This is a genomic window from Celeribacter sp. (assembly GCF_048266405.1).
In the GTDB taxonomy this organism is placed as follows: domain Bacteria; phylum Pseudomonadota; class Alphaproteobacteria; order Rhodobacterales; family Rhodobacteraceae; genus Celeribacter.
The window spans coordinates 277,904-298,281 of sequence record NZ_JBLWZO010000002.1 but is presented as its reverse complement, the minus strand read 5'-3'; the positions used below and the strand labels follow the sequence as shown (position 1 = coordinate 298,281).

The 20,378-nt window shown below is 57.3% G+C and carries 19 protein-coding genes and 1 pseudogene; 12 read left to right on the top strand and 8 right to left on the bottom strand.

The window, feature by feature from the left end; all coding sequences use genetic code 11:
* Positions 1–3: 3 nt before the first annotated feature.
* The 3 genes from ACN0TS_RS06260 to ACN0TS_RS06250 are packed head-to-tail and all read left to right on the top strand — an operon-like array spanning position 4 to position 2,765.
* Positions 4–1,962, top strand: coding sequence for a nitric oxide reductase activation protein NorD (locus ACN0TS_RS06260; RefSeq protein WP_417258479.1), 1,959 nt, complete (start codon positions 4–6; stop codon positions 1,960–1,962).
* Positions 1,963–2,520 (top strand): cytochrome c oxidase subunit 3, encoded by a 558-nt coding sequence (locus ACN0TS_RS06255; protein ID WP_417258478.1) that lies wholly within the window; start codon positions 1,963–1,965, stop codon positions 2,518–2,520.
* On the top strand, positions 2,517–2,765 hold the full coding sequence (locus ACN0TS_RS06250; RefSeq protein ID WP_417258477.1) for a nitric oxide reductase F protein: 249 nt from the start codon (positions 2,517–2,519) through the stop codon (positions 2,763–2,765). Before ACN0TS_RS06255 ends, ACN0TS_RS06250 begins: the two co-directional genes overlap by 4 nt.
* Here ACN0TS_RS06250 and ACN0TS_RS06245 read toward each other — a convergent pair.
* Complete coding sequence (locus tag ACN0TS_RS06245) at positions 2,762–3,460, bottom strand: Crp/Fnr family transcriptional regulator (protein WP_417258476.1); 699 nt, start codon at positions 3,458–3,460, stop codon at positions 2,762–2,764. The two genes, ACN0TS_RS06250 and ACN0TS_RS06245, sit on opposite strands and share 4 nt — an antisense overlap.
* 185 nt (positions 3,461–3,645) lie before the next feature.
* Here ACN0TS_RS06245 and ACN0TS_RS06240 point away from each other — a divergent pair, with 185 nt between their 5' ends.
* The 6 genes and pseudogenes from ACN0TS_RS06240 (at position 3,646) to ACN0TS_RS06215 (ending at position 8,266) form a co-directional block, all read left to right on the top strand.
* A complete protein-coding gene (locus ACN0TS_RS06240) occupies positions 3,646–5,694 on the top strand; it encodes a TonB-dependent receptor (RefSeq protein ID WP_417258475.1) in 2,049 nt (682 codons plus the stop codon).
* Positions 5,688–5,867, top strand: coding sequence for a hypothetical protein (locus ACN0TS_RS06235; RefSeq protein WP_417258474.1), 180 nt, complete (start codon positions 5,688–5,690; stop codon positions 5,865–5,867). The genes ACN0TS_RS06240 and ACN0TS_RS06235 overlap by 7 nt, the downstream gene beginning before the upstream one ends.
* Positions 5,864–5,983, top strand: a complete 120-nt coding sequence (locus ACN0TS_RS06230) for a Gfo/Idh/MocA family oxidoreductase (protein ID WP_417258473.1) — start codon at positions 5,864–5,866, stop codon at positions 5,981–5,983. Before ACN0TS_RS06235 ends, ACN0TS_RS06230 begins: the two co-directional genes overlap by 4 nt.
* Positions 5,984–6,091: 108 nt before the next feature.
* Positions 6,092–6,845: pseudogene (iolB, locus tag ACN0TS_RS06225) on the top strand (5-deoxy-glucuronate isomerase).
* Between the two features lie 180 nt (positions 6,846–7,025).
* Complete coding sequence (locus tag ACN0TS_RS06220) at positions 7,026–7,799, top strand: triose-phosphate isomerase (protein ID WP_417258472.1); 774 nt, start codon at positions 7,026–7,028, stop codon at positions 7,797–7,799.
* Between the two features lie 11 nt (positions 7,800–7,810).
* On the top strand, positions 7,811–8,266 hold the full coding sequence (locus ACN0TS_RS06215; protein ID WP_417258471.1) for an RpiB/LacA/LacB family sugar-phosphate isomerase: 456 nt from the start codon (positions 7,811–7,813) through the stop codon (positions 8,264–8,266).
* Positions 8,267–8,273: 7 nt separating this feature from the next.
* Here the strand turns inward: ACN0TS_RS06215 and ACN0TS_RS06210 are convergent, their stop codons facing one another.
* The 7 genes from ACN0TS_RS06210 to ACN0TS_RS06180 all read right to left on the bottom strand — a co-directional run bounded on the left by ACN0TS_RS06210 (position 8,274) and on the right by ACN0TS_RS06180 (position 15,420).
* Positions 8,274–9,665 carry an FGGY-family carbohydrate kinase gene (locus ACN0TS_RS06210; protein WP_417258470.1) on the bottom strand — a complete coding sequence of 464 codons (1,392 nt, stop codon included), beginning with the start codon at positions 9,663–9,665 and terminating at the stop codon, positions 8,274–8,276.
* Positions 9,662–9,979, bottom strand: a complete 318-nt coding sequence (gene rhaM / locus ACN0TS_RS06205) for an L-rhamnose mutarotase (protein ID WP_417258469.1) — start codon at positions 9,977–9,979, stop codon at positions 9,662–9,664. The genes ACN0TS_RS06210 and rhaM overlap by 4 nt, the downstream gene beginning before the upstream one ends.
* The gene (locus tag ACN0TS_RS06200) at positions 9,976–10,977 is read right to left on the bottom strand and encodes an ABC transporter permease (RefSeq protein ID WP_417258468.1); all 1,002 of its coding nucleotides are present in this window, start codon (positions 10,975–10,977) and stop codon (positions 9,976–9,978) included. The genes rhaM and ACN0TS_RS06200 overlap by 4 nt, the downstream gene beginning before the upstream one ends.
* Positions 10,974–11,966 carry an ABC transporter permease gene (locus ACN0TS_RS06195; protein ID WP_417258467.1) on the bottom strand — a complete coding sequence of 331 codons (993 nt, stop codon included), beginning with the start codon at positions 11,964–11,966 and terminating at the stop codon, positions 10,974–10,976. The genes ACN0TS_RS06200 and ACN0TS_RS06195 overlap by 4 nt, the downstream gene beginning before the upstream one ends.
* Position 11,967: 1 nt before the next feature.
* Complete coding sequence (locus tag ACN0TS_RS06190) at positions 11,968–13,503, bottom strand: sugar ABC transporter ATP-binding protein (protein ID WP_417258466.1); 1,536 nt, start codon at positions 13,501–13,503, stop codon at positions 11,968–11,970.
* An 83-nt stretch (positions 13,504–13,586) separates the two neighbouring features.
* Positions 13,587–14,582 (bottom strand): rhamnose ABC transporter substrate-binding protein, encoded by a 996-nt coding sequence (rhaS, locus tag ACN0TS_RS06185; RefSeq protein WP_417258465.1) that lies wholly within the window; start codon positions 14,580–14,582, stop codon positions 13,587–13,589.
* Positions 14,583–14,616: 34 nt separating this feature from the next.
* Positions 14,617–15,420, bottom strand: a complete 804-nt coding sequence (locus tag ACN0TS_RS06180) for a DeoR/GlpR family DNA-binding transcription regulator (protein ID WP_417258464.1) — start codon at positions 15,418–15,420, stop codon at positions 14,617–14,619.
* Positions 15,421–15,606: 186 nt separating this feature from the next.
* Between ACN0TS_RS06180 and ACN0TS_RS06175 the strand changes: the two genes are divergently transcribed.
* From ACN0TS_RS06175 to ACN0TS_RS06165, 3 genes are all read left to right on the top strand, one after another.
* A complete protein-coding gene (locus ACN0TS_RS06175) occupies positions 15,607–17,709 on the top strand; it encodes a bifunctional rhamnulose-1-phosphate aldolase/short-chain dehydrogenase (protein WP_417258463.1) in 2,103 nt (700 codons plus the stop codon).
* Positions 17,710–17,721: 12 nt separating this feature from the next.
* Entirely contained in the window at positions 17,722–18,996 is a 1,275-nt protein-coding gene (rhaI, locus tag ACN0TS_RS06170; protein ID WP_417258462.1) for an L-rhamnose catabolism isomerase, read from the top strand.
* 287 nt (positions 18,997–19,283) lie between these two features.
* Positions 19,284–20,354, top strand: a complete 1,071-nt coding sequence (locus tag ACN0TS_RS06165; protein ID WP_417258461.1) for an MraY family glycosyltransferase — start codon at positions 19,284–19,286, stop codon at positions 20,352–20,354.
* The last annotated feature ends 24 nt before the right edge of the window (positions 20,355–20,378 follow it).

The following is a 20,378-nucleotide window of genomic DNA, read 5'->3' as shown; positions in this document are numbered from 1 at the left end:
GTAATGGGCAAGATTGAATTTGAGCCATGGGAACCCGAAGAAACGATTGGGAAGATATGGCACAAATGGGCCAGCCGCTTTGATGCGCCTGAGGCGTATGAGGGAGCCCGTTCCGATCTGTCCCTGATCGATGGGCGGTTGGCTGTTTTCTTTCGCGGGATGGGCGGTGATCCATCGGTCGAGATCAAGCCGATTTCGGACGAGCAATCGCATCACCGTCTGTCGCGCCTACGCGCTCTTGGGACCTATGCCGAGGAACTGCCACGCGCCAGTTTTGACGGGAGCGCCCTGCGCTTGCCGTCGTCCTTGGCGGTGTTTCCTACCGAGCAAATGAACGCCGCCGCCTATGTGTGGCTTGCCGCGATTGGCGCGGCCACAGATCCGATTGCGCAGGTCGACGATCCGCTGGTGAGTGATCTGATGGTGCTGTCGCATGTGCGCGCCGCGCTGATCCAAACCCATCTGGATGCACCGGGTTTGCGCGCGCTCTATACCGAGCTGTGTACGCTCTTGCTTGCGGGGCGCACCACGCCGTCGCTGCCACAGGCCGAACGTGCCGTCGAAGAGGTGATCCGCCTGATGCTCGGGGCCGATGTGACGCTCTCGGACAAGGCGCAAAAGATGTGGGACAGCGTGCAAAGCGGCGACTATTCTATCTGGCGTGCGCCGCGCAAATACCGTCCGTTTTTGCCTGTGCCGATCTGGGTGGAGCCGCGGGTGCAAACCCTGTCGGTGGGCGATGCGGTCCAAACACAACAGGCCGAACTGGCCAAGGATGAAGGCCAGGACGAAGACACCAAACCACGCCGTGCGCGGCGTCACCGCTCCGATCAGATCGAGCGCAAAGACAGTCTGATCTTGCACAAGTTCGAAGCCATTTTGAGCTTTGCCCAATTCGTCAATCTCAACCGCCGCGTTGAGGATGATGACGAGGACAACGCCAAAAAATCCGCCGATGACCAAGAGGAAATTGGCCTTGGGCAGATCAAGAAAGCCCCCGCGACACGGTTGCGGCTTCACTTGGATCTTGCTCCCGAAGACGCGGACATTGAACGGATTTCCGCCAAAGTGACCTATCCCGAATGGGATGTGCGGCGCGGCGTCTATTTGCCCGATCATACCCGTGTTCTGGCGCACCGGATTGAGGCGGATACCACCGCCGAGGCCGTGTTCGACCATGAGGCGCGCAAACGTATTCGCGCCGTGAAACGACAGTTTGAAGCGCTGCGCCCGTCGCTCATTTCGACCTCAGGCCATTTGGATGGCGACGAGTTGGACAGCGAACGCGCCGTGCGGGCCGTGGCGGATTTCGCCGCAACGGGCGAGAGCGACGGGCGGGTGTGGCGGCAAAACCGTCCGCTCAAACGCGATCTCGCCGTGTCGATTTTGCTCGACGTGTCGCGCTCGACCGAGGCCATCGTGACGTGCCACCGCGGGCATGCACGCCCCGTCATCGACATTGAACGCGAGGCGCTTGCAGCACTGGCGTGGGGCTTGGACGCTTGCGGAGATGCCTTTGCGATCAACGGGTTTTCCTCGATCAAACGCGACCGCGTGTTCGTGGCCGAGGCCAAAGCCTTTGACGAGCCGATGGGCGCGGGCGTGGAAGCCCGAATTGCCTCGCTCAAGCCCGGATTTTACACCCGTCTGGGGGCGGCGATCCGTCACGCGAGCACGGGACTGGCCGAGCAAGGCCACATGCGGCGGCTGTTGTTGGTGATCACCGATGGCAAGCCCAACGATTTGGACCACTACGAAGGGCGCCACGGGATCGAAGACAGTCGCAAGGCCGTGATGGAAGCGCGTCGCGCCGGTCATGCGGTGTTCGGGATTGCCGTGGACCGCGACGGCAAAGCGTGGTTCCCGCGTATTTTCGGGCAAGGCGGCTATGCGCTTGTCCCTGATCCCGAGCGTCTGAGCGAGGCTTTGCCCCGCATCTACGCGCAAATTGTTGAGCGTTAAATGACAGAACACACGGTTGATAGGGCTGACCCAGACGAGACGGGCGAACAGCTTCCACATGATTTGATGGTCTGGGTTTTGATCGTCTCGGAGATGTTGGTGTTCGGCGCAGGGCTTTGGGCGTTTTTGGCGGTGCGGATTTCGGATGTCGACGGGTTTGCCGAAGCCGCGCGCCATTTGTACCCCGTGGCGGCGGGGTTGGGCACGATCCTTTTGGTCACATCCGGCTTTTTTGCCGCTGTGGGCATGCGTCTAAATCGCTCCGCGCCCTTGGTGCTTGCCGCTCTGGGCGGGGTCGGATTTCTGTGGTTGAAATCGCATGAATGGGCCAGTTTGATCGCGTCGGGCCTGTCCACAGAGAGCCACCCGTTCTTTACATTCTACTACCTTTTGACGGGCTTTCACGCCGCGCATGTTGTGGCGGGGATCTTTTTGTTGCTCTTGGTCGCATGGCGCAAACGCGCCACGGAGGTCTCCGCCGCCGTTGCGTTTTGGCACATGGTTGATCTGGTCTGGGTCATGCTCTTTCCCGTCATTTATCTGTTGGGGTCGCTATGAAACGATTGATCTATGCATGGGGGATTGTGGTGGTGGCCAGCGTGCTCACGACGCTGTTGGCCGTGATGCACGGGTCGGCGATTTGGATTGCCCCTGCCTTGATGGGCTTGGCGTTGATCAAGTCGCGGGTGATCTTGGCGCAGTATCTTGATCTCTACCAAGCGCCGCGCATGTTGGCGGGCATGACGACCGTGGTCGTGTTTTGGGCGGCGGTCGCACTTGTGCTGATTATGGCCGCGCCTTAGCGCGTCCACCCCGCAGCGGGATCATCCTCGGCATAGGCGCGCAGGGCTTCGATGTCTTTGATGTCGGCGGCGTTTTGACGAACCTTCACACCCTTATCTTTGAGCTTGGCAAAGGCCCGCGACAGGCTTTCGGGTTTCATGCCCAGACGCCCCGCGATCAGAACTTTATCGTAGGGCAGGGTGACTTCGCATGATCCAATCTCACACGGCGCAAGGTCGAGCAAGAACTCGGCCACGCGCTGTGGACCCGTGCGCGATTTCAACTGTTCAACCTGTGCGACGAGGTTGTGCAGGTGGGCATAGGTTGCGGTGAGCATTGCTATGGCGATTTTGGGGTTTTCTTCGAGCAAGCGCAGCAAAGCAGCGGCGTCGATCCGTACCAACTCGCAATCGGTGACGGCCTCGGCGGAGACGGGATAAGTGTCCGATCGCAGGGCAACAGCTTCGCCAAATGAATGCCCTTTGGTGAAGGCGCCGACTACTGCTTCGGTGCCATTAGCGGCGATACGGTAAAGTTTCACCCACCCGTTGGCGACGATGTAAATGGCACTAGCAGGATCGTCTTGTAAAAAGATTGTGCTGCCACGCGCATGTTGGGTGACATGTGCATTTTCAAGCAAAGTATCCACGAGAAAATCAGGTGCGTTTGCAAACAGCAAGGAGCGGCGTGCAATCATTTCGACGTCGGGGCGCATATCGAGAAACCTGTTTTTGTTCGCGTATTTCGGGACTCTAGAATCGAATGTTTCCATATGCAAACGGGTGTGACGGGCGCAGCAGCAGGAAAGCGCTCTTTGGTTGATTTTGGTCAAATATCTCACGCAGCCTTTGCCGCACAGTCGCGTCAGGCCCAATAGGCAGAGATTACGGGACAGTGAAAATGAGCATGATGAATAAAACGGACGTGTTTATGTGGCGGCTGACTTCTGCGGCGGCGCTTTGTGCGGCGGGTGTTTTGAGCGTCGGTGCGGCATGGGCCGAAGAGGTGTTCGAACTGGATGCGATCACCGTGACGGGCACGGGATTTGCGGTGCAAGTGATGGACAACCCTGCGAGCCTCACCGTGCAGGGCGAGACCCAGATGAAGCGGATCGCCCCCAAATCTGTCGCGTCATTCCTCAACGAAGTGCCCGGTGTACAGGTGTCCGAGGAGGGCATTGAGCGCGTGTCGATCCGTGGCGAAACCGCCGCACGGGTCGCCGTACTGATCAACGGGCAAAAGCTCACCGACCATTCCAACTACGGGCAACCCATTATGGTGGACCCGAGCACAATCGAGCGGATCGAAGTGGTGCGCGGGCCGTCGTCCGTCATAACGGGGTCGTCGGCGATTGGCGGGGTGATCAACATCATCCTAAAAAAGGGCACGCCCGTGCCGTTCGAGATGACCACAACAGCGGGTTATTTTTCAGCCACCAAGGGTTGGCGCGCGTCCAACACCATATCTGGCACCGTCGCCGCAGGGGCAGGGGAACTAGACTACCGTTTGAGTTTCGGTGCGTCCAAACAGGGCGACCGCGAAACACCCAACGGGACGCTTGATCCCTCGTCGAGTGAGGATCAAAGCCTGTCCGCTCACATGGGCTGGACCAAGGACAACCACTATTTCGCGATTGATGCGATGGCCTTTGATCTGGGTGCTGAAGTTTTCACCGAACAAAACGGGTTCACTATTGATCTGCCCAAGCGCAATCTGCGCAAAGTGGCGCTGTCGTATGAGGCCACAAACCTGTCGCCTGTGGTGGACAAGGTCGCGTTGAACGCGTTCTACCAAACCGTTGACCGCGTGTTTGACAGCGATATTTCGCAGGGAAGGTTCCCTGTTTTTGTTGATATCAATGCCTATTCGGAAGATGCGCAAAAGACGACGGGTCTCAACGGACGGGTCGAATTGTCGTTTGGACCAACGAGCCGCACGGTGTTCGGGTTTGAATACGTTGATGACGCAGTGGTCACGGACAAAACAACGACGACGCGGATCACCAATATGGTCGTGCCCTCGCCGCCAGCTTCTCAACGGGTTGGCCATGACGAGGCGGGGATCAAGACGCTTGCGCTTTATGGTCAGCACGAAATGGACCTGTCCTCCGCCGTTACCGCGACGGTTGGCGCGCGTTGGTTCAATGTGTCCGCGTCTCTTGATGCCTCGTCCACGGATGGGGTGAACAACCCGCTGTCGTCCAATTCCGACAGTGGCATTTTGGGCGCTGCGGGTTTGGTGTGGCGCAGCAGCGACGCGCTGTCCTTGCGGGCAAACCTGAGCCAAGGCTACACCTATCCGACCCTGAGCCAATTGTTCCTGACCACGGTCGGCGGCTCCAACACCACCTACGGCAACCCAGATCTGAAACCCGAAACCGCGACCACGCTTGAACTTGGGGCGCGCTATGACGGTGGGGCAGGGCAGCTTGATGCGACGCTGTTTTACACCAAGAGCGACGACTATATCGCCAAGGTCATCACGGGGCGCACGGCGGTTTGGGAAAACGTCGATGAAGCGCGGGCCTACGGTCTCGAGCTTCAGGGCGAATACAATCTCGGGGCGGTGACGCCCTATGCATCGCTTGCTTTGATGCGCCGCGAGATCACCTATGCCAACGGGTTTTCCACATACGATAGCGGCACGCCACGTGTGTCGGGGCGCCTCGGCGTCAAGGGCGATTGGGATGCATGGAACATGGCGGGCGATTGGGATGTGTTTATGCGCGGCGCGAGCGGCGCAGGGATGCGTGACCAAGACGGGGTGATGGATGGTCCGAGCCTTGGCGGTGGATACGCCACCTTGAACCTCGCGGTGAGTGCGCAAGTGTCCGACAGCTTCCGCGTCTCGGCGGAAGTTGGCAACCTCTTTGATTGCGCCTATGAGGGTTACGACCAAAACCCCGGCGCGGGTCGCAATATCGCGGTCTTTGCCACAAAAACATGGTAGGCGATTACCGCAAGACGTCGGGAAAACTCGCAGGTGCGCGCGTTGTGGCCCTGTCCGATTACGCGATAGATGCGGCAAAATCGGTGCAGGCTGATCTGGCCCTTGATGCCGTGGTCTATGCCACAGGCGAGGAATTGATCGCGGCAGAGGACGTGGATGCGACCCTCGTGTGAGGGGATCGACCCATGAGGTCTATGTTCTCGCGGCGATTGCGGCAGGTAAACCGTGCTTTTGTGAAAAGCCACTTGCCACAACTGTGCAGGGTGCGTCGAATATCGTCGACGCTTAAATCGGCGGTGGAAACCAAACGGGCGCGCCATTGATGGTGCATGCCGCACATCGCAGCCCCACAGTTCCTATTCAATACGAAATGCCGATGGTGATCCACGACACCTTTGTGCACGAGGTGGATTTATTCCGTTGTTTATTCCGTTGGTTGCTTGATGACGACTACCGTCTGCGGGCGGGTGAATGTGTATCTGAGCACACTGGCGGCCAAGAGATCATTTTGGTGATGATTGAGGGAAAGGCCACTGTGATGGCGGCGGGCACCGATTGGGGCGAATTGGGCGAGCGGATGGACGTGTTCGAGAAAACGCCCCCCCCATTGCCTCTATGTGCCAAACGATGCGGCATGGGAGGCCACGGCCACGACGGAGTGCACCATCGCCATTTGTAAAGCACCCGGTAAATCGGGCCACGCGGCGCGGCGCATCGGACCCGACGGGATCACACTGACGCAGCGCGGCGAGGGTAGCAACACGCGCCACATCAACAACATCGCGATGGAGAACGAAGACTACTGCGACAGCTTGCTCGTCACCGAAGCCTTTACCCCCGCGGGCAACTGGTCGAGCTATCCGAGCCACCGCCACGACGAGGACGATTATCCGCGCATCACCTACCTTGAGGAGACCTATTACCACCGTCTCAATCCCGTGGACGGCTTTGGTATTCAACGCGTTTACACCGACGATTTGACCCTTAACGAGACCATGGCCGTGCATAATCACGACGTCGTTTGCGTCCCGCGCGGGCATCATCCTTGCGGTGCGCCGCACGGGTTCGAGATGTATTACCTCAATGTAATGGCGGGCCCGCGTCGCGCATGGCGATTTGTCCCTGCGCCCAACGTCGAACACCTCATGTAAACGCAGTGGGGCGCCGTTCGTAACATTTAAAATCACAAAATCACACTATTGAAGTTATTTTTGTGACGTGTCATGTTGCAACTAGGGATGGAACCTAGGCGGCCTGACTCGGGATTTCCCGATTTTAGCCCGTCTTATCACATCTCACGAAACGCGGCGGATAGACCAAAGGGGCCCCACATGACGCAGGCTGATTTCTGGGTTGGCACCAGTTGGAAGATGAACAAAACACGTGCTGAGGCGCAGCAGTTTGCCGAGGCACTTGCCGCCGCAGATGCCACCCGCGACCCGCGCATTCAACGTTTTGTCATCCCGCCATTTACCGCGCTGTCCGATGTGACTTCCCGCCTTGCTGAGAGCTCGGTGAAAGTCGGTGCACAGAATATGCATTGGGAAGATGCAGGCGCGTGGACGGGAGAAATCTCACCGCTCATGCTCACCGATTGTGGCGCGGATATTGTCGAGCTTGGACACTCCGAGCGGCGGACACATTTTGGCGAAACCGATGACACCGTCGGGCGCAAAACGGCCGCTGCCGTGCGTCACGGATTGATCCCGCTGATTTGCATCGGCGAGACATTGAGCGAGCGCGAGGCAGGGCTGGCACAGGACGTTCTGGCTGCTCAGGTGCGCGGAGCCTTGGACTATCTGACGCCCGCGCAAAAATCCGCCCCGATCCTGTTGGCCTATGAACCTGTCTGGGCCATCGGCGCGAACGGTATTCCCGCCACCTCCGACTACGCTGATGAGCGCCAAGCCGAGATTATCGCAGTCGCACAGCAGGTTTTGGGGCGCAAAATTCCGTGCCTTTATGGCGGGTCGGTCAACCCCGACAACTGCGCCGAACTCATCCAATGCCCCCATATCGACGGGCTCTTTATCGGGCGCTCTGCATGGGCCGTCGAGGGCTATCTCGACATTCTGGCCACGTGTTCTGCGGCCCTCACATCCTGAAAGGACGTCACATGAAAATTGCAATTGCAGGCGATAGCGCGGGCGAAGGTCTGGCAAAAATCTTGGCCGAACATTTGAAAGAGACCTATGAGGTGTCCGAAATTTCGCGCACGGACGCTGGCCCTGATGCCTTTTACGCCAATCTCTCCGACCGCGTGGCCACGGCTGTAATGGCGGGCACATATGATCGCGCCATTTTGGTCTGCGGCACCGGCATCGGCGTGCAAATCGCCGCCAACAAAGTGCCTGGAATTCGCGCCGCGCAGTGCCACGACACCTATTCCGCCGCCAAAGCCGCGACCTCCAATAACGCCCAGATTATCACAATGGGCGCGCGCGTGATCGGTAGTGAATTGGCCAAAGACATTGCCGCTGCCTTCCTTGAAGCCGCTTTCGACAGCAACGGTCGCTCCGCAGGCAATGTTGCTGCAATCAATGAAGTTGATGCCAAATACAACAAAGCCTGAGCCGTCCCTACTTGGAGGCCCCACCTTCATTCACGCGCTGTTGCCATGCGTATGCATAAGCCACTAGATCAGGAATGTTGTCGGCGGGTGTGAATGCTGTTGGTGTGACGATCCCTTTGGAATCGCCAAACAATAGGGCCGCGCCGACGCTGGTTCCTGTTTGCGACTGGCTTTTGAGAACCGTGCGGCCCGTGGCGGCGCTTAGCATCGCTAGGAAATGGGGATTATGGGCAAATGGCCCTTCGACAATGGTCGGGCCGTTTGCGGCCGTGAGCTGCAAACAGGTCTGGGTCATCAGCGCCAAATAGTAGGACAAGGCCACATAGTGCGGCCCGGAACCCCGCGCAGGCTCATTGCCTTTCCACGCCATTTTTCGACCTTGGAACGGACCAGAGTCTGACACCACCGACGGTAATAGCATCATGTCGCGGTCCAACACCTCTTGGGCGTCTTGTGCGGTGGCCTCGGTGGCCCCGCCGTCTTGGATCAGTTCGAATTCGCGCCCGCCCATAAACCGTGCCGAGGGCACCGCGTCGCCTTTTGCGTTGACGTTGATCAAGGTGTCTCGGTCGGGATCGAGGGCGGGATGTGCCCCGCCGACCGTCATCACGATGACCCACGTTCCCGTGGAGACCACCGAAAACGGCGTGTCCTGCGTGAGCAAATGCGGATAGAGCGAGGCATTTGAATCGTGGATGCCACAGACCACGGGCGTTTGCGGGGGCAGCCCCGTCTGCTGGGCAATCTGCGGCAAAATCGGCCCGAGGATGTCGGTGGATTTGCGCACAGGGGCGATTTTATCCGTGATGTCCAGGCGGTGCGGCAGATCGGAAAATGTGCCCGCATAAGGGTTCCATAAGTCGGTGTGACAGCCGATTGAGGTGACGTCATTGGCGGAACAGCCGGTGAGGCGATGCCCCCAGTATTGCGGATAGCCGATGATGTGTCGGGTCCGCTGGCGCAGCGCGGGGTCTTGCGCGAATTGATAGTGGAGTTGCGCGCCCACGTTGAGACCATTGGCCAGACGCGGCGAGCCTGTTTGCGCAAATGCGGGACGCAGGCGGTCGTAATCGGCAGCGATATCCGCCGCGATCGGATGCTCGTAATCAAGGATCGGTGCGGCCAGTGCGCCATCCTTGTCCAAGAGAACGATGCTCGCGCCGTGGGTGGTGATGGAAATGGCATCGACGCGGTGATCACGGTGAAAGGCGGCGAGGGAGGTCAGAATAAACGCCCAATGCCCTTCGGTGTCGAAATGCGGCCAAGGGGGGCCTGCCAAAACGGTGTTGGGCCGCGTGACCACGGCAATCTCCGTGTGCGTGTCGAGATCAACCAAGGCCAGTTTGGCGTTGGTTTTGCCGATATCAATCACGGCAATATGACGTGGTCGCGTGGTCATGGCATGTAAAACAATGGCTCAAGGGTCACGGTCTCGGGCGCATTATCAGCGCTTGTTTCCATGATGTCGGCCATATGCGCCCACCATTTTTGCATCACAGGATGATCGGCAAGATCGTCCATGCGGTGATCGTCGTCGCGGATCAAAACCCCGATCAACAGATGCGTCGCCTCATCAAGGTGGATGGAATAGTCGCGCACCCCTGCATCATGGAGCAAGGTGACAAGCTCGGGCCAGATCGCATCGTGGCGACGTTTGTATTCGGCGGCCATGCCTGCGTTCAGGCGCATGCGAAAGACGTGGCGTTGGGTCATCGTGTGGTCCTTTGCGCAAGAAGGGTCCACAGGCGGGGCAGGGCGATGACCCCGATCAGCAGCAGGCCAATAAAGATCGACATCACAATGCCTGGGACGTTCAAAAGGCCCAAGCCGAATGTGACCAATCCCATGACAAAGGCGGCGATGACGACCCCCGGTATGGTGCCCGATCCGCCGAGAATATTCACCCCGCCGAGGACCACCATGGTGACGACTTCAAGCTCCATTCCTGTGGCGATACTCGGGCGTGTTGAGCCGAGGCGTGAGGTCAGGCAGATGGCGGCGACGCCAGACATCAGACCCGTCAAAAGGAACAGGATGAATTTGACGCGGGCGACGCGGATGCCGCTAAACAAGGCGCCCGTGGGATTGTTGCCGATGGCATAGACGGCGCGCCCGAAATTGGTTTTGTGCAGCAACACGGCGTAGATCACGGCGATGATGACGAACAACAGCATCTCGATCGTGAACACCCAATAGATGTAGCCTTGGCCGAACCATGCAAAGCTTGGCGGGTAGCCGCGAAACGCTTCATCGCCGAGGATGATATAGCTGATGCCGCGAAACAGGCTCATGGTGCCGATGGTCACGACGATGGACGGCAGGCCGAGTATGGTCACAAACACGCCGTTGAACGCGCCACACAACAGACCCACGGAGAGGCCGATTACGACCAGTTCCGATGTGCCCGCGCCATATTGAACGGCAAGGCCCATGGCGGTGCTGGCCAGTGCGATGATCGATGCAACCGACAGGTCAATCTCGCCCGCGATAATCAAAAGCGCCATGGCAAAGGCGATCATTGCCTTTTCGGTGAAGTTGAATGTCGCATCGCTCAGGTTCCACGCGCTCAAAAAGTAGGGCGAGGTGAAGCTGTTGACGATGAAAATCGCCACGGCCACCGCGAGGAGCAAGGCCTCCCAGCTTTTAAAAATGCGCGCGGCGCGACTGTGGAGACGGTCAGGAATATGGCGGGTTTGAGCGGTATCGGTCATTGGGCGGCCCCCATGGGTGTCTCGTCAGATTTGAGGATGATGCGGCCTTTGGCGCGTCCTGCGCGGGCGTTGAACGCAACGGCGATCAGGATGGCGCTGCCTGAAATGGCAAGCTGCCAGAACGGCGAAATGTTGACCACGGGCAGGGCGTTTTTCACCACGCCAAGGAAGATCGCGCCAAGCACCGCACCGCCAACCGAGCCGATGCCTCCCGCGATGGAGATGCCGCCGATGACACAGGCCGCGACCACTTCAAGCTCGAACCCGCCCGCGATATCGACATAGGCCACGGCGTAGCGCGCGACCCAAAGATAGCCCGTCAGACCCGCCAAAGCGCCGGAGACCACAAAGGCCCAGAACTGGGTTTTGCCGACATTGATGCCTGTGTAAACGGCCGCATGCGGGTTGCCGCCAACGGCAAAGATGGAGCGGCCAAATTGTGTGCGCGACATCATAATGGCAAAGATAACGACGGTGGCGATGGCCACCCACGACAAAACGGGCAGTCCCAAAATCAGTGCGCGGGGAAAGCCCGTAAAGCTCGCGCTCATCTCGTGGCTGTTGACCCACTTCCCGTCCGAAATCAGAAAAATAATGCCGCGGAAAATGGTCATTGTGCCAAGAGTGACCACAATCGGCGGGATCGACAGTTTCCACACCAAGAGCCCGTTGATCGCCCCCATTGCGGCGCCGAGCAGCACTGCGATGGCGATGATCACGGGGATGGGCAGAGTCGGGAAAACCACGTTGATCATGGCGACAGTCATGCCCGTGAGCGCTAGGTTTGCTGCCACCGACAGATCAATGCAGCGCGTCAGGATCACCACCATCTGGCCAAGGGCGAGAATGATAAGCGGCGCGGTGTCGTTGAACACATTGGCAAGGTTCGACGGAGCGACGAACCCCGAAAACCGCGACGCGATCAAGACCATGAGGAGTAAAATGGCACTGGCGAGGATGGTTTCACGAACGGGAATAAAGCGCGACATTCTAGGCCTCCTTTTGAGCGGTGGTATCAACAATGCCCGCCGCGTGGCGGACCAAGGTTTCGGGGCTGAGGTCGTCGCAGGCCACTTCGGCGGCGATCCGGCCGTCGCGCATCACGATCACGCGGTCTGACATGCCGATCACCTCGGGGATTTCAGAGCTGACCATGATGACCGAGAGCCCTTGAGCGGCGAGTTCGGCCATGAATTCATGCACAGCGGCTTTGGACCCGATGTCGATGCCCTTTGTGGGTTCATCCAAAATGATCACCTGTGGTTGCGTGGCGAGCCATTTGGCAATCACGACCTTTTGCTGGTTTCCGCCCGACAGGTTGCCGACATCTTGGTCCAATGACGCCGCACGCAGATCAAACCGTTCAGCATATTCGCGGGCCAATTTGAATTCCTCGGCCAAGCGCAAAAAGCCCGATTTTGATGTGCGCCTCAGTGAGGGAAGTGTGATATTTTGAAAAATCGGGAGGCCAATAATCGCACCTTGTTTGCCGCGATCCTCGGGCACGTAAACGATACCTGCCTCCACGGCCTCGGCGGGGGAGCGGATCACGCTGAGTTTGCCATTGATACGACAAATGCCCTTGGACGGTTTTGTTACCCCGAACAGCGATTGCATAAACTCGGACCGCCCCGCACCAACCAACCCGTAAAACCCGAGGATTTCACCACGGTTGAGGGTAAAGGTGATGTCGGCAAATTCTGTGGGGTGGGAGTAGCCAACCACTTTGAGCACTTCTTCGCCCGCATTCATGGCGCGGCTTGGGAAAATCTGATCGACCGAGCGGCCAACCATCATATTCACCAATTCGTTTTCGTTGATGTCGGCGATTTTGCCATCTGCCACAAACCCGCCATCGCGGAAAACGGTAAACCGATCTGCGATACGGAAAATCTCGTCAAATTTGTGGCTGATGAAGAGGATCGCCTTGCCCTGCGCTTTGAGCGTCTCAACCAGCTCGTACAGTTCTTCAATCTCTTTATGTGAAAGCGCCGCCGTTGGTTCGTCCATGATCACCACCCGCGCATCAACCGAAAGGGCGCGCGCAATGGCGACGAGGTGTTTGTTGGCAATGCCAAGCTCGCGCAATTGGGTGTGCGAGCTAAACGGCGCATCGATGCTTTTGAGCAAGACTTCGGCATTGCGATGCATTTGCGCAGTATCAATGAGGCCCAACCGTGTGCGCGGCGCGTGGCCGATATAGATGTTTTCAGCCACGGACAATTCGTCGAACAACACCGTCTCTTGGTGGATCGCCGTGATGCCCGCATAGGCGGCATCTTTGGGGGAGCCAAAGAAAACGGGGCCGCCGTCAATGCGGATCGTGCCGCCGTCGGTTTTGTAGATGCCTGTGAGGATTTTCACGGTGGTCGATTTGCCCGCGCCGTTTTCACCGACAAGGGCCGTGACCTGACCCGCATAGAGATCAAGATTGACCTGATCGAGGGCTTTTACGCCCGGAAACGTCTTGGTGATTGCGTCCATGGACACAACGGGAGACTTGGCTGGCGCGTTGCGCGTCGTCATGTCAGCACTCTTTCAATCGGGGAAATTAAGGGGCAAGGGACGCGCCCGACGCAATCTGTGCGCCGGACCCGTCCAAGGCGTGATTAGAAGATGTCTTTGAACGCGTCGATGTTGCTCGCGTCGTAGACAAATGGATCAGCCATTGCGCCTTCGTTGTTGTCGTCGAGCGTCAATGTGCCCATACGCCCCATTGGGATCTCTGCGCCGGGGGCGGCTTCGACGTCATTGTGGCTCAACTCATAGGCCAACATTGTTGCGGAGTAGCCCAGATCAATAGGGTTCCAGATCGCAAAGGATTGCGATGCTCCGCTTTCAATTGCGCCCGCCATTTCGGACGGAAGACCAAGACCCGTCACGTTCACCTGACCGACTTTGCCAGCGTCAACCACGGCTTGAGCGGCGGCCACGATGCCCACGGACGTCGGCGCGATGATCGCATCGAGATCGGGGTAGGACTGCATCAGGCCTGTGGCTTCACGGTAGGATTTGTCAGCGAGGTCGTCACCGTAAACTGTCGCAACAACATCAATGCCTGGGTAGTTGCCCATGACTTTGTTCATCTCTTCCATCCAGATATTCTGGTTGGTGGATGTTGTTGTCGCAGAGAGCAATGCAACTTCACCACCTTCGGGCAGGTGATCAGCGGCCAATTTGATGATCATGTTGCCGATCAGCGGGTTGGACGAGGGGTTCAGGTGCAATTGGCGACCCTCGGGGGCAACGCCGGAATCCCAGCTGATGACCGTGATCCCACGTTTCATGGCGCGTTGAAGCGCAGGCACGAGGGCGTCGGTGTCATTGGCGGAGATTGCGATCGCGTCGACATTTTGCGCGATGAGGGCGTTGATCACTTCGATCTGGCCTTCGGCAGTTGTGTCGGTCGGACCCGTGTAGATAATCTCGACATTGCCCAATTCATCGGCGGCTTCTTCAGCGCCTTTTGCGGCGGCCTCAAAGAACCCGATGCCAAGTGCTTTGACGACCAATGCAATGCGCACGTCGTCTTGTGCGAAAGCAGGGGTCGCAAGCAGTGCGCTGGCCATTGCGGCGGACGCGACTAGTTTCTTAAGTACACTCATGGTTTCCTCCCTGGAGTGGTTTCGATCAGGCTGGCTAGGACGCCACCCCCTCTTTCTGCGCGGAACCTTTCGGCACCACGATCAGTTTGACATCCGCCGCCTCAAGCATGGCCGCATTGCGGTCATCTATGCTGTCGTCGGTGATGATAGTGTCGATCCGGTCAAGCGGGCAAAGCACCAGACTTGAACGGTTGGAAAACTTCGAACTGTCCGCCAGAATGATCAACTCATCGGCCTGACCGATCAGTTTTTGTTCGGCTTGGATCAGCAGCGGATCTTGTTCCATCATGCCCAAAGGCCCGATGCCCTGCGCCCCGAGGAACACGCGTTTGGCGTAGAAATTGCGCGTCACGTCATTGTCGAACGGCGACAAGATGATGTTTTGCTCGCGGTAAATAATGCCACCCGACAGCAACACGGTGTTGCGCGAGTTTTTGAGCAGATGCTCGGCAATAGGGAACGAGTTGGTGAACACTTGCAACCGACGGGTAGCCAAAGGGTGAACCATCTGAAATGTGGTGGTTCCGCCGTTGATGATGATCGGATCGCCGTCTTCGCACAGCTCGACAGCAGCGGCGGCAATGGCGCGTTTTTCTGCAATATTCATCGTCTCGTTGACCGAAAACGGACGGCCCGCAAGATTACCGAACGGCGCGGCGGCTAAGGCTTCGGCCCCTCCGCGCACTCGGCGCAGACGCTTTTGTTCGTCAAGCGTATTGATGTCACGGCGCACTGTTGCCTCGGATGCCCCTGTGAGGGCGCATAGGTCGACCACCGTGACCAAAGAGCGGTCTTGAACGGCGGACAGGATAACGCGGTGGCGGTCTTTTTCGTGCATGGGTCTTCCTCGTTTCGTTTGTCAGGGTGGAGCGAGTCGCGACACTTTGTCAATCATTTATTGTCATCTTCAGTCATTCTGCATTGCAGCATGACTGAAGATGATCGAAAGTGATTGACTTAGGTCTGTCTCCAAGTCAGCTTATAGGGGCGAGATCGCAATGAATCGGTGCCCACGGAGATAAAGATGACCCCCTCTCAGACCACGAAAAACCTTGAAAATAAATGGGATACTTCCCGCGCGGCCAACATGAGCGAGCCCGAGAAATTGCTCTATCGGTCCAATCTTTTGGGGTCCGACAAAAGAATTACCAACTACGGCGGCGGCAATACTTCCGCTAAAGTAATGCAAAAAGATCCTCTCACAGGCGAGCTTTGTGAGGTTTTGTGGGTCAAAGGATCGGGCGGTGACGTCGGGTCGATCAAAATGGACGGCTTCTCCACCCTCTATATGGACAAGCTCAACGCCCTGCGCGGTATCTACCGTGGCGTCGAATTTGAGGACGAAATGGTTGGCTTCCTGCCGCATTGTACCTTTAATTTGAACCCCCGCGCGGCCTCCATCGATACGCCGCTGCATGCTTATGTCCCTGCGAAACATGTCGACCATATGCACCCCGATGCCATCATCGCAATCGCAGCGGCCAAGGATAGCAAGGCACTGACCAAACAGATTTTCGGCGACACCATCGGGTGGTTGCCGTGGAAAAAACCGGGCTACGAGCTGGGTCTGTGGTTATCTGATTTCTGTGCCAAAAATCCGGATGCCAAAGGCGTTGTGTTGGAAAGTCACGGGCTTTTCACATGGGCTGATGACGCTCAGGAATGCTATGAGCTAACCTTGCAGATTATTCAGACCGCAATGGATTGGTTTGAAAAAGAAACGGCGGGCAAGCCTGCTTTTGGCGGACCCCGTCACACAAGCCTGCCCAAAGATCAACGCCGCGCTGTGGCGGCACGTCTTATGCCTGCCATTCGCGGCATGGTCTCGGGTCAACAGCATATGGTCGGCCATTTCACCGACAACGACGCCGTGCTGGAATTCGTAAACGCGACCGACATGCCGCGTTTGGCCGCTCTTGGCACATCCTGCCCCGACCATTTCCTGCGCACAAAAATCTGCCCGCTCGTGGTGGATTTTGACCCCGCAAACCCCGACATTGATGCGACACTGGCAGGCCTCGCTGATGCCGTCGCTGCCTATCGTGAAGGGTATAAAGCGTATTACGACCGCTGCAAACGCGCCGACAGTCCCGCGATCCGCGACCCCAATGCGGTCGTTTATCTGGTCCCCGGTGTTGGCATGTTTACCTTCGCCAAGGATAAGGCAACCGCGCGCATCTCAGGCGAGTTCTACGTCAATGCGATCAACGTGATGCGTGGTGCGGATGCCGTCTCGGACTACCAAGGGCTGCCTGAACAGGAAGCCTTTGACATCGAATACTGGCTCTTGGAAGAGGCCAAACTGCAACGGATGCCTGCGCCAAAATCTATGGCGGGCCGCGTGGCGTTTGTCACGGGCGGGGCAGGCGGCATTGGTGCGGCAACGGCGGAGCGGTACCTGCGCGAAGGCGCTTGCGTGATGCTCGCCGATATCGACGATGCGGCCTTGGCCGACACGGCTAAAAACCTGTCGAACCGTTACTCGGCAGACGTCGTGCGCACCGTCAATATGAACGTCACCCAGGAGGACGCGGTGATTGCGGCCTACACCGAGGTTGCCGCTGAATTTGGCGGTGTCGACATCTTGGTGTCCAATGCGGGCATCGCCAGTTCGGCCCCGATTGAGGACACCTCACTTGATCTGTGGAACAAAAACATGGCGATCCTGTCGACGGGCTATTTCCTTGTGAGCCGCGAAGCCTTCAAACTGTTCAAGGTCCAAGACATGGGCGGCGCAGTTGTCTTCGTTGCCTCCAAAAATGGCCTTGCTGCCTCGCCAAATGCCTCGGCCTATTGCACCGCTAAAGCCTCCGAGATTCATCTGGCCCGTTGTTTGGCCTTGGAAGGCGCGCCAATTGGCGTGCGCGTTAACGTCGTCAATCCCGATGCGGTGCTCAGGGGCTCCAAAATCTGGCAAGGCGAATGGCTCGACCAACGTGCGGGCACCTATGGCACCGACAAAGAGGGGCTTGAGGAAATGTACCGCGAGCGCTCTATGTTGAAGCGGTCGGTCTTGCCCGAAGATATCGCGGAAGCCGCCTATTTCTTGGCCTCGGATCTCTCGGCCAAATCCACGGGCAATATCATCAATGTCGACGCGGGCAACGTCCAAGCGTTCACACGGTAAGGAGCGACCAAAATGATCACCTCTGACATTATTGCGCAGACCAATGAACAGGCCGCACCCAAACTCAAGGCGGATTATGACGCTTTGGGTGAACATCTTGACCGTCGCGGCATCGACATTACCGCGATCAAAAACAAGGTCGCGGCATATGGCGTTGCGGTCCCAAGTTGGGGTGTGGGCACGGGCGGCACGCGGTTTGCGCGCTTCCCCGGCACAGGCGAGCCGCGCGACATTTTCGACAAGCTGAGCGATTGCGGCGTCATCCATCAGTTGACCCGCGCGACGCCCTCGGTGTCGTTGCACATCCCGTGGGACGCGCAACCCGCCGCCGATCTCAATAGCAAGGCCGAAGAGGTCGGGCTGACCTTTGACGCGATGAATTCCAACACGTTTCAGGATCAACCCGATCAGGCCCATAGCTACAAATTCGGCTCGCTGGCCCATACGGACGCGGCCACGCGCCAACAGGCGGTCGAACACAACATTGCCTGCATCGAGCTTGGCACACATATCGGCTCGAAAGCGCTGACCATCTGGGTCGGGGACGGTTCCAACTTTCCGGGTCAAACCAATTTCACCCGCCAGTTCGAGCGCTATCTCGACGCCGCCAAACAGGTCTACGGCGCATTGCCCGACGACTGGACCTTGCTCACCGAGCACAAGATGTATGAACCCGCGTTCTATTCCACCGTGGTGCAGGATTGGGGCACCAACCTGTTGATCGCGCAACAGATGGGCGATAAGGCAAAGTGTCTTGTGGACCTTGGCCACCACGCGCCGAATGTGAACATTGAAATGATCGTCGCCCGCCTGACGCAGTTCGGGAAACTGGGGGGCTTTCACTTTAATGATAGCAAATACGGCGACGATGATTTGGACACGGGTAGCATTGATCCGTACCGTCTGTTCCTCGTGTTCAACGAATTGGTGGAGGCGGAAGCCGATCCCGATTTCAACCCGATGCATATGCTGGATCAAAGCCACAACGTGACCGATCCGATAGAGAGTTTGATGGTGTCGGCCACCGAAGTGCAACGCGCCTATGCGCAGGCGTTGCTTGTGGACCGCGCCGCTTTGGTGGGCTTTCAGGACGCAAATGACGCGTTGATGGCAACGACCACGCTGAAACATGGGTTCCGCACGGATGTTGAGCCGATCTTGGCGATGGCTAGGTTTGAAAACGGTGGAGCAATTGATCCTGTTACAACCTATCGCGCCTCGGGCTACCGCAAAGCCGTATCTGAAGAACGCCCTGCGGTCAGCGGTGCAGGGGGCGGCATCGTATAATGTGACCGAGTGAAATCCGGTCCTGTGCTCATTTTCGTTAAGGTGGAGGAAAGTTCGCCTTGACGACGTTGTTGCCAGCGTTTCGAATTAGAAACGCTGAATTGTAGCATTTGCATAAAAAATTGTGCGTTTCCATTGATTTGGCACCGCTCAAGTTTCTCGGACTCAAAACTGGTGCCGCCAAAATAAATCCGAAGTGTCTTTTCCAATTTGACTCAGATATAGACTGGAACGAAATCGTACGAAAACACAGCTTAATTGCGTATCATCGTGTTGGAGCAGTCATAATGTTTCCTGTTTTGCTGCCAAGCGAAATATTTGTCCTGACGTTCATTGTGAGCCTGTTGATTGCGGTATTTGCCGTTCTTACGAAAGGCATTCATATACATCGCACCGCGAAAGGGCATGCAGGTCGAGAAGTCCAAAGTGTCCATGTGGTTCCCACACCGCGAATTGGCGGGGTGGGGCTCTACTTATCTCTTATTGTGGCTGCTGCATTTGGTGGAATGACAAAAGAGTTTCTCGTTGTTTTAGGTGCAGCGATACCGGTTTTTGTCGCGGGTTTTGCGGACGATCTCGGATACAGCATTTCACCTCGTAACCGCCTTTTCGCGGCGATGTTAAGCAGTCTGGTTGCCATTGTTTTAACGGGGCATACGATAGCAAGGGATGTCTTTCCCGGGTTTGATGTTTTTCTAGAGTCAATTGTTGTGAGTGCCATGTTCACAATTTTCGTTACATCGGCCGTTTGTCACGCGTTCAATCTGATTGATGGGATGAATGGACTTTCATCAACTGTAGCTATTGCGTCAGCAGTTTCGTTGGCATGGATTGCAATGAGTGTTGGGGATCAAACAATGTTCTTGATGGCATTGGCGGTGACCGCCGCGGTTCTAGGAGTATTTGTTTTGAACTTCCCGTTTGGAAAACTCTTTCTAGGGGATGCGGGCGCATATTCCGTTGGTTTCTTTATCGCTTGGATTGGTGTCTTTTTAATTGAGAGAAATCCTGAAATCGCGAGTTGGTCTATTCTGTTGGCCGTGTTTTGGCCTGTCATGGATACGATTGCAGCAGTTGCACGGCGGGTGGCCAAGCGGATGCCTATTGGCGCTCCGGATAAAATGCACTTTCATCATATCGTTAAGCGTCTGCTCGATTTGCGTCTCAAATCGACAAATGCCAAGCGTTGGTCAAACCCGTTGACGACCGTGATCATGGCGCCGATCATAGTTTTCCCACCCGTGCTTGCGGCAACATTTTATGACAATGCTTTTGTGATCACGGTCTGTATGGCCGCCTGTACGCTCCTGTACTTCGGGTCGAACCGTGCGTTGTATCATGTTCCACACAAGCTCTAGAAACAGCCAGAAAGTGAAAGCGGT

Excerpts from the sequence above, each read along its gene's own strand:
- ACN0TS_RS06260 (WP_417258479.1), top strand. The coding sequence starts at position 4 with ATGGGCAAGATTGAATTTGAGCCATGGGAACCCGAAGAAACGATTGGG.
- ACN0TS_RS06255 (WP_417258478.1), top strand. The coding sequence starts at position 1,963 with ATGACAGAACACACGGTTGATAGGGCTGACCCAGACGAGACGGGCGAA.
- ACN0TS_RS06250 (WP_417258477.1), top strand. The coding sequence starts at position 2,517 with ATGAAACGATTGATCTATGCATGGGGGATTGTGGTGGTGGCCAGCGTG.
- ACN0TS_RS06245 (WP_417258476.1), bottom strand. The coding sequence starts at position 3,460 with ATGCGCCCCGACGTCGAAATGATTGCACGCCGCTCCTTGCTGTTTGCA.
- ACN0TS_RS06240 (WP_417258475.1), top strand. The coding sequence starts at position 3,646 with ATGAGCATGATGAATAAAACGGACGTGTTTATGTGGCGGCTGACTTCT.
- ACN0TS_RS06235 (WP_417258474.1), top strand. The coding sequence starts at position 5,688 with ATGGTAGGCGATTACCGCAAGACGTCGGGAAAACTCGCAGGTGCGCGC.
- ACN0TS_RS06220 (WP_417258472.1), top strand. The coding sequence starts at position 7,026 with ATGACGCAGGCTGATTTCTGGGTTGGCACCAGTTGGAAGATGAACAAA.
- ACN0TS_RS06215 (WP_417258471.1), top strand. The coding sequence starts at position 7,811 with ATGAAAATTGCAATTGCAGGCGATAGCGCGGGCGAAGGTCTGGCAAAA.
- ACN0TS_RS06210 (WP_417258470.1), bottom strand. The coding sequence starts at position 9,665 with ATGACCACGCGACCACGTCATATTGCCGTGATTGATATCGGCAAAACC.
- rhaM (WP_417258469.1), bottom strand. The coding sequence starts at position 9,979 with ATGACCCAACGCCACGTCTTTCGCATGCGCCTGAACGCAGGCATGGCC.
- ACN0TS_RS06200 (WP_417258468.1), bottom strand. The coding sequence starts at position 10,977 with ATGACCGATACCGCTCAAACCCGCCATATTCCTGACCGTCTCCACAGT.
- ACN0TS_RS06195 (WP_417258467.1), bottom strand. The coding sequence starts at position 11,966 with ATGTCGCGCTTTATTCCCGTTCGTGAAACCATCCTCGCCAGTGCCATT.
- ACN0TS_RS06190 (WP_417258466.1), bottom strand. The coding sequence starts at position 13,503 with ATGACGACGCGCAACGCGCCAGCCAAGTCTCCCGTTGTGTCCATGGAC.
- rhaS (WP_417258465.1), bottom strand. The coding sequence starts at position 14,582 with ATGAGTGTACTTAAGAAACTAGTCGCGTCCGCCGCAATGGCCAGCGCA.
- ACN0TS_RS06180 (WP_417258464.1), bottom strand. The coding sequence starts at position 15,420 with ATGCACGAAAAAGACCGCCACCGCGTTATCCTGTCCGCCGTTCAAGAC.
- ACN0TS_RS06175 (WP_417258463.1), top strand. The coding sequence starts at position 15,607 with ATGACCCCCTCTCAGACCACGAAAAACCTTGAAAATAAATGGGATACT.
- rhaI (WP_417258462.1), top strand. The coding sequence starts at position 17,722 with ATGATCACCTCTGACATTATTGCGCAGACCAATGAACAGGCCGCACCC.
- ACN0TS_RS06165 (WP_417258461.1), top strand. The coding sequence starts at position 19,284 with ATGTTTCCTGTTTTGCTGCCAAGCGAAATATTTGTCCTGACGTTCATT.